The organism is uncultured Maribacter sp. (assembly GCF_963977385.1).
Lineage (GTDB): Bacteria > Bacteroidota > Bacteroidia > Flavobacteriales > Flavobacteriaceae > Maribacter.
The window spans coordinates 121,397-133,637 of sequence record NZ_CAXBOU010000001.1 but is presented as its reverse complement, the minus strand read 5'-3'; the positions used below and the strand labels follow the sequence as shown (position 1 = coordinate 133,637).

The 12,241-nt window shown below is 32.2% G+C and carries 11 protein-coding genes; 8 read left to right on the top strand and 3 right to left on the bottom strand.

Translation table 11 applies throughout. From position 1 onward, the window contains the following. Positions 1-110 precede the first annotated feature (110 nt). The 3 genes from AAC084_RS00615 to tatA all read right to left on the bottom strand — a co-directional run bounded on the left by AAC084_RS00615 (position 111) and on the right by tatA (position 3,602). Positions 111-287 (bottom strand): DUF6747 family protein, encoded by a 177-nt coding sequence (locus AAC084_RS00615; protein WP_339835503.1) that lies wholly within the window; start codon positions 285-287, stop codon positions 111-113. A 322-nt stretch (positions 288-609) separates the two neighbouring features. Beyond that, a complete protein-coding gene (locus tag AAC084_RS00610; RefSeq protein WP_339835501.1) occupies positions 610-3,063 on the bottom strand; it encodes an OmpA family protein in 2,454 nt (817 codons plus the stop codon). A gap of 353 nt (positions 3,064-3,416) precedes the next feature. Beyond that, the gene (tatA, locus tag AAC084_RS00605) at positions 3,417-3,602 is read right to left on the bottom strand and encodes a twin-arginine translocase TatA/TatE family subunit (RefSeq protein WP_027065489.1); all 186 of its coding nucleotides are present in this window, start codon (positions 3,600-3,602) and stop codon (positions 3,417-3,419) included. 177 nt (positions 3,603-3,779) lie between these two features. Here tatA and AAC084_RS00600 point away from each other — a divergent pair, with 177 nt between their 5' ends. From AAC084_RS00600 to rfbD, 8 genes are read left to right on the top strand one after another with little or no spacing between them, the layout of a single operon-like run. After that, a complete protein-coding gene (locus AAC084_RS00600) occupies positions 3,780-4,649 on the top strand; it encodes a M23 family metallopeptidase (protein WP_339835499.1) in 870 nt (289 codons plus the stop codon). Positions 4,650-4,656: 7 nt separating this feature from the next. Continuing rightward, positions 4,657-6,162, top strand: a complete 1,506-nt coding sequence (locus AAC084_RS00595; RefSeq protein ID WP_339835496.1) for a GH3 auxin-responsive promoter family protein — start codon at positions 4,657-4,659, stop codon at positions 6,160-6,162. A 46-nt stretch (positions 6,163-6,208) separates the two neighbouring features. Next, positions 6,209-7,891 carry a hypothetical protein gene (locus AAC084_RS00590; protein WP_339835493.1) on the top strand — a complete coding sequence of 561 codons (1,683 nt, stop codon included), beginning with the start codon at positions 6,209-6,211 and terminating at the stop codon, positions 7,889-7,891. A 1-nt stretch (position 7,892) separates the two neighbouring features. Next, positions 7,893-8,885 (top strand): hypothetical protein, encoded by a 993-nt coding sequence (locus AAC084_RS00585; RefSeq protein WP_339835492.1) that lies wholly within the window; start codon positions 7,893-7,895, stop codon positions 8,883-8,885. 8 nt (positions 8,886-8,893) lie between these two features. Then, positions 8,894-9,937, top strand: a complete 1,044-nt coding sequence (gene rfbB / locus AAC084_RS00580; RefSeq protein ID WP_339835489.1) for a dTDP-glucose 4,6-dehydratase — start codon at positions 8,894-8,896, stop codon at positions 9,935-9,937. 20 nt (positions 9,938-9,957) lie between these two features. Beyond that, positions 9,958-10,827: a glucose-1-phosphate thymidylyltransferase RfbA gene (rfbA, locus tag AAC084_RS00575; RefSeq protein WP_339835487.1), complete on the top strand. Its 870-nt coding sequence runs from the start codon at positions 9,958-9,960 to the stop codon at positions 10,825-10,827. Continuing rightward, positions 10,824-11,369: a dTDP-4-dehydrorhamnose 3,5-epimerase gene (rfbC, locus tag AAC084_RS00570; RefSeq protein ID WP_339835485.1), complete on the top strand. Its 546-nt coding sequence runs from the start codon at positions 10,824-10,826 to the stop codon at positions 11,367-11,369. The genes rfbA and rfbC overlap by 4 nt, the downstream gene beginning before the upstream one ends. Beyond that, a complete protein-coding gene (gene rfbD / locus AAC084_RS00565) occupies positions 11,366-12,223 on the top strand; it encodes a dTDP-4-dehydrorhamnose reductase (protein ID WP_339835483.1) in 858 nt (285 codons plus the stop codon). The genes rfbC and rfbD overlap by 4 nt, the downstream gene beginning before the upstream one ends. Positions 12,224-12,241 lie beyond the last annotated feature (18 nt).

The following is a 12,241-nucleotide window of genomic DNA, read 5'->3' as shown; positions in this document are numbered from 1 at the left end:
GCCCAGAAAATTTTCTGGGCCTTTATCTTTTAAAACCTTTAGTTGTTATAAAATTGGGATAAGAGGTTGACGTAATTATATAAGCAATAATGTTACGCTAAAATTATATTCTATATGTTACTAAAAGTAAACCCGGTTGATATTCTAAAAACTATGGCATAAATCGCCAAACCAATTAACACAAAGCATAACCATGAGAAAATCTTAAAATAATTCTCAAGAATAAAGCTTCTCCAATTTCTAAACGCTTCTGTGTAAATTTCTTTTACTAAAGTAATTTTTTCCATATCCTATATTTTAGGTGTTCCTGAAATACAAAGTTGTCTATTAATTCTTCCTTTATTGAAAAGATTAGTTAAAAGGGGAATTAATACTATGAAAAGTATTCAAGCTAAAATCATTTCTGTGAACTGCAAAATATGGCAGTTTAAATGCAGTGGTAGAAAAAGTGTTGTATTCGATAAAAGGTGTATAAGTATGGGCTAAAGGCTTAAAGGCGATACCAATGAGGACCATTAAGAAGTGATTATAATATGTTATTTATAGCACAATAGTGCTTAGGCAGAATACATTAAAAAAAAACACCGACTTTAGCGGTGTTTTTTTGGTTTACATATTTACGATTATAAATTCTGATCTACGGTTGAGATAATGCGCTTCTTCTGTACAGCGAACTGAGCCATCACATTGATTAAGTAATTGTTCTTCACCATAACCAATAGCACTTTCTATTCTAGATGGGTCTATGCCTTGTGCTATAATATATTCTCTTGTCGATTTGGCACGTTTATCAGAAAGGTATTTGTTATAAACGGCATCACCACGTGAATCTGTATGAGACTCAATTTTAATCACCATGCTTGGTGAATCATTCATTACAGCAACCAATTTATCAAGTTCTAAAGAGGCATCTTTACGAATATATGACTTGTCAAAATTAAAGTGAATCATCTCTGTCTTTAATTTTTTAATACCATTTTCAACAGCAATCATATCGTTAAGTTTCTTCATCGAAACCTCAACATTAACAATTTCATTATTTTTTGTAGCGGTATCTCTGGTGTCATCAAAATAAGAACCTTTTGTAGTTTTTAGCACATACCTTTTATCTGATTCCAAATCTTCAAAAACGAAGCTTCCATTTTCATCAGTATCCATTTCTTTAAGCTTAATATTGTTCTCATCTAGTAATTGAACCAATGCATTTGGCATAATATCTCCACCAACTAATTCCGTAATGATACCTGAAATAGCATTTTTATTAGCAGGAATTTCTTCAATCTGTAGTGTTTTAAAAGAATAAATATCATCATCTCCTTTACCGCCAATACGATTAGATGCAAAATAGCCGCTTTTTGTTTTCTCGTCCACTATAAATGAGAAATCATCTTTTTTACTATTAATAGGTTTTCCAACGTTTCTTACCTCTAAGAAACCAGATTCATCATCAAAAGCAACCTCAAAAACGTCTAAGCCACCTAAGCCAACATGACCATCTGATGAAAAGTAAAGTTTTTTGTCATTAATGAATGGAAACATCTCTTTGTGCTCTGTATTAATTTCAGGACCAAGATTTCGCGGAGTAGAAAAAGAATCATTTTCAAGCACATCAACTACAAAAATATCTGTCTTACCTATACTGCCTGGCATATCTGAAACAAAATAAAGTTGTTTACCATCTTTACTTAAAGCTGGGTGGCCTGTTGAATAGCTATCACTATTAAAAGATACTTCTTCGGCTTCTATCCATTCTCCATTAATTTTTTTAGAGCGGTATATTTTAAGATTGTTAATACCATTCTTATCTCTTTTCAATTTTTTACCATAATTATTTCTTGTGAAATACATGGTTTCATTATCAGGTGAGAAGGTTACAGATGCCTCGTGATATTTGGTGTTTATCTCTTTTGAAAATTTAATAGCATCTTTAAGGTCTTGAGATTCTTCATTTATCTTGGCAACATATAAATCTAAGTAGGGCTGATTATTCCATTTATACCGCCTAGTATTAAATATAGAAGAATCTTTTGCAGAAGCATAAACCATTTCGCCTCCGTTGTAGTACATTGGTGAGAATTCAGAATATTTTGAATTGATATTAAGGTTGTTAATATCAAATTTATCTTCCATTCTTAAAAGGCCATCTAATACAATTTCATTTACCTCACTATTTTTCTCTATTTGTTCTCCTGATAATTTTCGGTTGTATAATTTCATTAATCGTTTAGACCTCTTATAATTTCCCGTTCCTTTCAGGGAATGAGCATATTTAAAAAGATAATCTGAACTCATCTCTACTGCATACTTCTCATATAGGATATTGTACCACTTATACGCTTTTTCCATATCAGTATTAAAGTAATGGGCATCACCTGCTTTTTTTAATACATCATAAGAGTAGGCCTCTTTATTTTTTTTCAAAGCAAGTTCATAGAATTTGGCCGCTTCGGCGTACCACATTTTATTAAAATACTCATCAGCTCTTTGCACAAGCTTGCTATTGGATTCTTTATTTATAGATTTAGGCTTATTTTGAGTTAAAAATAAAGGGCTCTGTTTAGACTCTTCTAGAACATCGTATGTAATATCTTCTAATGGAGTTAATTTTGAAACAGGTGTATTGTTCGCCATTTTAAGTACCCAAATTTCTTTATCATATCTATTATTGAATTTTGTGTTACAATTATTTAAGGCTTTCTGCCATGATTCGTATTGATTTAAATAGAGATAATATAAATCGTTATCGGGATTTTTAAAATAACCAGAGTTAAAACCTTTTCTATTGAACTTTCTAACTTGAGATTTTAGATTTTTACTTTTGCTAAAAATACCCGCAATTACATAATATCCATTCTCAACATCTTCAATATTATCAAATGTCTTTTGTAAAATTTTATATGATTCTGCGGCTTTTTCAAATTCTTCCGAGTTAGTTTGTTCATTAGTGGATACTGGGATAGATTCAAATTCAAATGATTGTTCAGAGGCGATATTAGCTTGAAAATCTTGAGCATGAATAAAAACGACAAAAATTAAAAAGTATAGGTTTATTAAAGTTTTCATATTCATAATTCTAATTTGTGCCGAAGCTTTAGCAGCGGTGTAAAGTTGTAGTATTGAGGGTTTTATTCGGCATTGATAATACTACAGTTCAAACGAAATTAGTTTTAAAGCAATGTTTCGTACAGTATTTGTTGTGAAAGAAGTGTTTTTTGTCGTGTAGTCTCTGTAATCAGTAGCTTTAGTGAAGATTATAGCTCATTTAAACTGATTATTTTAACGGTACAATGGTAATGGGCACGTGTTCAGAATCTTTTTTATATAGAAACAGTTGTAATAACGAGATAAATTAAAGGCATAAAAAAAGCCCTGCATTACAGGACTTTATAAAAATATAGAAAAGAATTTATAATAAATTAATCCTTTTTCTTTTCTTCTAATTGTTCATCCTCCTTAGAGGCATCTTTGAATTCTTTTATTCCACTACCTAAACCTCTCATAAGTTCAGGAATCTTTTTTCCTCCGAATAATAGTAGAATCACCACTACTACTAGAATTATTTGCGGTGCACCTATAGCCAAAAAAGTAGATAAGATTGTCATAAGACTTTAATTTTAATTGGATTTCAAAGATACTAAAAACAACTATAGGAAACTTAGTATTATTAAATAGGTTGACAATATTATAGTTTTTAACTAAAAATTAGGATAAAGGCTAGTAAAGGTTAATATGTAGTAGTTTTTATCTCAGAATTAAATTCTAAGTTTATCTTTGTTAGGATGGCCAAGAAATCAAAAAAAAGAAAGGAAATAAAACGAAAGTTACTTCACAAGTATCGTTTGGTCATTTTGAACGAAAGTACTTTTGAAGAAAAAATATCTTTTAAACTAAGTAGACTTAATGTTTTCGTCACGGGTTCACTTTTTATGATAACCCTTATTGGGTTAACAACTTTATTAATTGCTTTTACACCATTACGCGAATACATTCCTGGTTATTCTTCTACCAGGTTGAAAAAAGAAGCTACCGAACTTACCTATAAGACAGATTCTTTAGTTAGAACCTTAAATTATACCAATAAGTATTTAGATAATATACGAATGGTTTTAAAGGGAGATATAGAAAATACTGTTGTAAATAGAGATTCGCTTTTTCAACAGTTTAAGCTAGATCCTGAATCTGTAGACCTGAATCCGATTAAAGAAGATTCTTTATTACGCGCCGAGGTAGCACTTGAGGATAAATATAATTTATTTGAAAGAACAATCGATAAGAAAAACTTAGTTTTATTTACTCCGGTTTCAGGTTCGATTTCGATGGGATATAATCCTAATGAAAAACATTACGCGGTTGATGTTACTGCTGTAACTGATAGTCCTGTAAAAGCAATTGCTAATGGAACAGTCATTTTTTCTGAATGGACCGCTGATACAGGTTATGTAATTATTATTGAACACGAAGGCGGATTATTGAGTGTGTATAAACATAATGGCTCGTTATCAAAATTTCAAGGTAATATCGTGAGAGGCGGAGAGGTTATTGCATCTGTAGGAAATACAGGCGAATTTACCACGGGGCCACATTTGCATTTTGAAATATGGGATAATGGAACACCGATTGACCCAACAAATTATATTGATTTTAATTAAAAATTAGATGTCTTTAAAGACCATTGCCGCTAAAATATTTGCACACCGAATTGCCAAGAGGACGGACATATGGGTGAATAATCCTATAGAAACTCAAGAAAAGGTTTTTAAAAGTCTTTTAGCAAGCGCTAGTCAAACCAAATTTGGTAAAGAACATGGATTTAGTGACATTAAATCACATGACGATTTTGTTCGAAACGTACCCATTAGGGATTACGAAGAGCTCAAGGAATATGTGAACTTGGTTGTTGCAGGCGAGAGAGATATACTTTGGCCCGGTAAACCTGTGTATTTTGCAAAAACATCAGGGACCACTTCTGGAGCTAAATATATACCTATCACTGAGGAATCTATAAAAGAGCAAGTAAACGCTTCTAGAAATGCTATTCTAAATTATATTCATGAAACGGGTAATGCTGATTTTGTTTCTGGCAAAATGATTTTTCTACAAGGTAGCCCTGTTTTAGAAGAGAAAAACGGAGTTAAATTAGGTAGACTTTCGGGTATTTCAGCGCACTACGTTCCTAATTATCTACAGAAGAATAGAATGCCTAGTTGGGAGACAAATTGTATAGAAGATTGGGAGACTAAGGTAGCTGCTATCGTAGAAGAAACCAAGAATGAAGATATGACCGTTATTGCCGGTATACCTTCTTGGGTACTGATGTATTTTGAAAAATTAAAAGAGAATACAAATCAGAATATTGGTGATTTGTTCAAGAATTTTGAACTGTTTATTTATGGTGGTGTCAATTACGAACCCTATAGAAAGAAGTTTGAAAAGTTGATTGGTAGAACGGTTCCAAGCATTGAACTTTTTCCGGCAAGCGAAGGCTTTTTTGCGTATCAGAATTCCCAAAAGGAAAATGGTATGCTTTTGCTTTTAGATGCAGGTATATTTTATGAGTTCGTAAAATCAGATGAGTTTTTTGATGAGCATCCAAATCGACTTACCCTAAGCGACGTTGAGATTGGAATTGATTATGTAATGATCATAACCACGAATGCTGGTTTGTGGGCATACAATCTTGGAGATACCATTCGGTTTATTTCTGTTTATCCTTTTAAAATAGTGGTTTCAGGTAGGATAAAACATTTTATTTCCGCATTTGGCGAACATGTTATAGCAAAGGAAGTGGAAGAAGCGATGTTGGTCGCAACTAGTGTTACAGATGCAAGTGTAAGTGAATTTACAGTTGCTCCACAGATAACACCAGAAAAAAATGAATTGCCATATCACGAGTGGTTTATTGAATTTGAAAAGCTACCAAACGACATGAACTTTTTTATTCAACAGTTGGATGCTGCTTTACAAAAACAGAATAGTTATTATTACGACCTTATTGTTGGTAAGGTATTACAAACTTTAAAAATTACTCCGATTGAAAAAGGAGGGTTCTTAGCTTATATGAAATCAATAGGAAAACTAGGAGGACAGAATAAAGTTCAAAGACTGTCGAATGACCGAAAGGTGGCAGATAGTTTATCGAAATATAGCAAGACTAACATCTAGCTTTTTATTAACAAATTATTAATTGTAATTTTGTTTGAAATCTTCAATGGGAAAAGCAATTACTACAACCAGAGCTCAAGAATCTACAAATGCTATTGAACGCATGTATATTACTATGCGCCATCTTTTCAATAGAGGGTTTTATAAACCTAATGGTGTATCAGGGGAGGCATTAAAAAATGCCCTATTACAATTAAGGCCTGAAATATATGGGTCAGTCGGTGAAGAAAAAGCTGAATTAAACGGTCTTATTTATGTTTTAGAACGTTTGCCCGAAGGTATTGAGCAATGTACGTTTATCAATTTAACATCTGATGAAGGGTATGATATTTCCCATATCAATCCTATAATTCCACCAAAAAGGAGAAGAAATTGTTATCGTATTGATGACGAGCAGATGAATATTGAGATTACAAGAGGTCGTTCTGACATCTATGATATTTTAACTCACTTGACTTTTTTGTTTATAGAGTCTGAGAAAATCTGTAATCGAGTTCTAATATCTGAAACAAACAAAACGATAAGAGATTGGACAAAACTTGAAATAGCTGTTCAAAAGGAAGAACTAACACAGGCCGAAAGAGAGATTGCGTTAATACATACCGCTAATATACTAGGAAGGTCTTTTGAAGAAATTGTTGAGGTTTATAAAAAATTTAGCACAAAAAATAATCCAGAGCGTTTTTTAAATGTCATCTATTGGTTAGGTAAGCTGGCGTTAGAGGAAGAGATATCTGGTGAAAAAAGAGCTATTACATTTAGTGCGATATTAAGAGAAAGATTGGGTCATCATATTCATGGTGAAATTTGGGCCAACAATATTAAAAGGGTGCTAAAAAAGAATAAGCTTTTACATAGACCGATTCATATAATTTCTGCAAACATGCATAGTGTTATGAATTCACTTTTTGCAAAAGCGGCATTAATAAGTGAATTCCCTAAAGTAGATTCATTAGAAATATTCGAGGCATTGAGTAGTGCTGGCAATGTTGAATTTAGAAAGAAAGTTACAGAATTGGCAGAAAACAATGGGATGATCTCAATCGACGATACCTCGGGTACTAATATCGATGTTCAAATTTTTGATACAGCGAAGATAAAAGTTAATAACTGTTCGTACGAATTTTCAACAAAAGAGATTGATAAAAAACCTGTTATATTTGTAATGGACTACGCATTTGGTGAGCAGGCTTATGAAACTATTGACGAGTTGTTAAAACCATATATCACAAAAAAGGACAATGGTTCTTTGATTAATGTAGATTCAGTTTCGATAATGGGTAAAGCAGGTATACTTGAAGGTGGAAAAGGTGATTTAATGATTCCTTCGGCACATATCTTTGAAGGAACTGCAGATAACTACCCTTTTAAGAATGAGTTATGCGCTAAAGATTTTGAGGGGTATGGTCTAGAGGTTTTTGAAGGGACCATGGTAACTGTTTTAGGCACGTCGCTACAAAACAAGGATATTTTAAAGTTCTTTCATAAATCAACCTGGAATGTTATTGGGTTGGAAATGGAAGGTGTGCATTATCAAAAAGCAATACAATCCGCATCAAAAATAAGAAAGAGTATAGGTGAAGATGTAAAGGTTAGATATGCGTATTATGCATCAGATAACCCACTAGAAACAGGAAGCACGTTAGCATCTGGTGGGTTAGGAACTACTGGTGTAAAACCAACATATCTTATTACAGACAAAATATTAAAGCAAATATTTAATACATAAAATGGTAGAGAATCAAACACCAAATAACCAAAATAGTTCCGATGAAATTGATTTAGGGCAATTGTTTAAATTGATTGGCAGGGGGTTCAAGACAGTATTCCACTTTTTTTTAAGAGTTTTTCTTTATCTAAAAAAGAATATTTACATATTAATTGGTCTTATTGCACTAGGCTTGACAATGGGCTACGCTCTTAACCAGATAATTTCAAAAAGGTTAAAAACAGAAGTGATAGTAAAGCCTCAAATGGAAAGTAAGAATTACTTGTATGATGTTATTAATGAGATACAATCAAATATTAAAGCAAAGGATACTATATTTTTCAAATCAATTGGAATAGACAATGTTGACTTCACGGGGTTGGAAGTCAATATTCAGCGGGTTGTTGAAATAGCTAATACTGAAAGTGATCTACAGTATTTAGAATTACTTCAAAGTTTTGAGAATACTGATGCTATTTCGGACATAGTACGAGCAGAGCTTCAAAATAAAAGCTCTTTTAATCACAGAATCACTTTTTATTATGAAAATGCTGTTCTTGGAGAGAATTTTGCAAAAAAAGTCATTTCATATATCAATACAAATATATATTTTGATGGGCTTTTGAAGATATATCGAAGCAATGCAACTAGTCGAATTGAAGAAAATCAAGTTTTGCTAAAACAAGTTGATGAAATTATTGCAAATTATACGAATAGTTTAGCCGCAAGGGGTAATAAGTCTTTAAACGAACGTATTGTATTGGATAATCAGGAACAAGTTAATATTGCAGATTTATTTGAATATAAGAATCTTTTGATTCGTGATACCGAAACTAAAAAAATTGAATTAGAACAGCGAACAGAACCAATTAGCATTATTAATTTTGGACATCCGCAATTAGTACAAAAATCTTTTTTCGGCAAGAATATTGTATTTATGCCACTATTTTTCTTAATGCTTTTCTTTTTAGCGTCTTTTTTGAAATTTTTGAATAAAAAAGCGAAGGAATTATAATAAATTTTATGAATATATTAATAACAGGAGGAGCAGGCTTCATTGGATCTCACGTGGTAAGAAGATTTGTTAAGAACTACCCAGATTATAAAGTTTATAACCTTGACAAACTTACTTATGCAGGTAATTTAGAAAATTTAAAAGACATAGATAAGCTTTCAAATTATAAATTCATAAAAGGAGATATAGTTGATGAAGAATTTATTAATAGTTTGTTTAAACGTATAGATTTTGATGGTGTAATACATTTAGCAGCTGAATCACATGTTGATAGGTCAATCGAAGATCCATTGGCATTTGTAAGAACTAATGTCATTGGTACTGTAAATATTTTAAATGCAGCTAAAAACAGTTGGATAAATAATTTTAAGGGTAAACTTTTTTATCATGTAAGTACTGATGAGGTATACGGCAGTTTGGGTAATGAGGGTCTTTTTACGGAAGAAACAAGCTATGACCCTAATTCACCTTACTCGGCATCAAAGGCAAGTTCAGATCATTTTGTAAGGGCATACGGTGAAACTTATGGGTTGCCATTTGTAATTAGTAATTGCTCTAATAACTATGGTCCTTATCACTTTCCTGAAAAACTAATTCCTCTTTTCATTAATAATATAATCGAAAAAAAATCTTTACCTGTTTATGGCGATGGTAAATATACCAGAGATTGGCTTTTTGTAGAAGACCACGCAAGAGCGATAGATTTAGTATTTCATAAAGGGAAAAACCATGAGACATACAATATTGGAGGTTTTAATGAATGGCAGAATATTAATTTGGTGAAATTGCTATGTTTGGTCATGGATAAAAAATTAAATAGAACTCAAGGAGAATCAGAGAAGTTGATTACCTATGTAAAAGATAGGCCAGGACATGATTTAAGATATGCAATAGATGCATCAAAAATTAATAAGCACTTAGGTTGGAAACCATCTGTTACGTTTGAGGAAGGTTTGGAAAAAACGGTAGATTGGTATCTATCTAATTCAGAATGGCTAAACCATATTACATCTGGAGATTATAAAGAATATTATAAAAAAATGTATTCTTAAATTACCAATAAATCTAAAATATGAAAGGAATAATTTTAGCTGGCGGGTCTGGAACACGACTTCATCCATTAACACTTTCTGTTAGTAAGCAATTGATGCCAATTTATGACAAACCAATGATATATTATCCCTTGTCTACTTTAATGTATGCAGGTATAAAAAAAATTTTGATAATATCTACGCCAAAAGACCTTCCTTTATTTGAAGAGTTGTTGGGAGATGGGAAAAAATTGGGATGTTCTTTTTCTTATGCAGTTCAAGATGCTCCTAACGGTTTGGCAGAAGCATTCATAATTGGAGCTGATTTTATTGGTAAAGACAAAGTTGCTCTCGTATTGGGAGATAATATTTTTTATGGATCAGGGCTTGCAAAATTACTTCAAAGTAATAATGATCCGGATGGTGGAATAATATACGCATATAGAGTTCATGACCCTGAAAGGTATGGCGTAGTAGAGTTTGATGATAAAGGAGCAGCTATAAGTATTGAAGAAAAACCTGAAAGTCCAAAATCTAATTTCGCAGTGCCAGGTATATACTTTTATGATAACGATGTTGTAGAGATAGCGGCAAATATAGAGCCTAGCCCTAGGGGCGAACTAGAAATTACAGATATAAATAAAGAATATTTAAAGCAAGGTAAATTAAGTGTTAGTATTTTAGATAGGGGGACTGCTTGGCTAGATACAGGTACTTTTCAGTCATTAATGCAGGCTTCTCAATTTGTAGAGGTAATTGAAGAGCGTCAAGGACTAAAAATAGGTGCAATTGAAGGAGCTGCATATGAAATGGGCTACATAAATAAAGAACAATTCAAAGCGCTCGCTAATCCTTTAATGAAAAGTGGTTATGGAAAAAATTTGCTAGGCATTTTAAACAATGAAAAATGACATTTACCGAAACTAAACTTAAAGGTTGTTTTGTTTTAGAACCAATAATATTTGCTGATGACCGGGGGTATTTTTTTGAGTCCTTTAATAGACAAAGATTTAATACAGGAATAGATCAAACTGTAAACTTTGTGCAGGACAATCAGTCATTCTCAAATTATGGTACTATAAGGGCAATTCATTATCAGATAGGGGAACACGCTCAGGCTAAATTGGTTAGAGTAATAAGTGGTAGGGTTATTGATGTTGCAGTAGACCTAAGAAAATTATCACCAACTTTTGGTGAACACGTAGCCATAGAATTAAGTGGTGAGAATAAAAAACAATTTTTTATTCCAAAGGGATTTGGTCATGGCTTTTCAGTTTTATCTGACACTGCAGAGTTTTTTTATAAATGTGATAATTACTATAATAAAGAATCTGAAGGAGGTATAATTTATAATGATACCTCTTTACAAATAGATTGGAAATTAGAATCAGAACATGTAAAGGTTTCTGATAAAGATTTGATTTTACCAACCTTTAACACAGCAAGATTATGAAGAATATTCTTGTAACGGGTGGTAACGGTCAATTGGCTAGTTGTATTAAAGACCTATCAGTTAAAATAGAGGATTATAATTTCATTTATGTAGATAAAGATCAACTTGATATCACTGATATTAATGCAGTAAAGATTTTTTTTAAAAACAATAGTGTTTCATTTTGTATTAATTGCGCAGCATATACAGCGGTAGATGCTGCAGAATTAAATAAAGAAGCAGCAGAAAGGGTAAATGTACATGGGGCAATAAACCTAGCAGTGGCTTGTAAAACAAACGACGTCGTTTTAATTCAAATTTCAACTGATTTTGTTTTCGATGGTATGCAAACAAATCTTTATAAAGAACAAGATAAGGCCAACCCATTAAGTGTATATGGGATGACCAAACTTAATGCTGAGTTGGCTATTGCGGATGTTTTAATTGAGCATCTTATTATCAGAACATCTTGGTTGTATTCTGAGCACGGCCATAATTTTTTAAAAACGATGCTAAAGTTGGGCGTAGAAAGAGATAGTTTAGGTGTTGTAACGGACCAAATTGGCACACCAACTTATGCTGGTGACTTGGCAAGAACAATTATGACCATTATTGACAAAGAAATACAAAATTATGGCACATATCACTTTAGTAATGAGGGTGTTGCTAGTTGGTACGATTTTACAAAGGCTATTTTTGATATAGCACAAGTGAATTGTATCGTTCTTCCCATTAATACTGATAAGTATCCGACACCAGCAAAAAGACCTTCTTTTAGTGTTATGGACAAATCTAAAATAAAAGAAAAAATAGATATAGAAATACCATATTGGCGGGATAGTTTAAAGGATTGTATGTCCAAAATGAAGATTTAGTCTTATTCAACATAAATT

Bases quoted from the DNA above. Each gene is read 5' to 3' on its own strand.
- AAC084_RS00615 (WP_339835503.1), bottom strand. From the start codon at position 287: ATGGAAAAAATTACTTTAGTAAAAGAAATTTACACAGAAGCGTTTAGA.
- AAC084_RS00610 (WP_339835501.1), bottom strand. From the start codon at position 3,063: ATGAAAACTTTAATAAACCTATACTTTTTAATTTTTGTCGTTTTTATT.
- tatA (WP_027065489.1), bottom strand. From the start codon at position 3,602: ATGACAATCTTATCTACTTTTTTGGCTATAGGTGCACCGCAAATAATT.
- AAC084_RS00600 (WP_339835499.1), top strand. From the start codon at position 3,780: ATGGCCAAGAAATCAAAAAAAAGAAAGGAAATAAAACGAAAGTTACTT.
- AAC084_RS00595 (WP_339835496.1), top strand. From the start codon at position 4,657: ATGTCTTTAAAGACCATTGCCGCTAAAATATTTGCACACCGAATTGCC.
- AAC084_RS00590 (WP_339835493.1), top strand. From the start codon at position 6,209: ATGGGAAAAGCAATTACTACAACCAGAGCTCAAGAATCTACAAATGCT.
- AAC084_RS00585 (WP_339835492.1), top strand. From the start codon at position 7,893: ATGGTAGAGAATCAAACACCAAATAACCAAAATAGTTCCGATGAAATT.
- rfbB (WP_339835489.1), top strand. From the start codon at position 8,894: ATGAATATATTAATAACAGGAGGAGCAGGCTTCATTGGATCTCACGTG.
- rfbA (WP_339835487.1), top strand. From the start codon at position 9,958: ATGAAAGGAATAATTTTAGCTGGCGGGTCTGGAACACGACTTCATCCA.
- rfbC (WP_339835485.1), top strand. From the start codon at position 10,824: ATGACATTTACCGAAACTAAACTTAAAGGTTGTTTTGTTTTAGAACCA.
- rfbD (WP_339835483.1), top strand. From the start codon at position 11,366: ATGAAGAATATTCTTGTAACGGGTGGTAACGGTCAATTGGCTAGTTGT.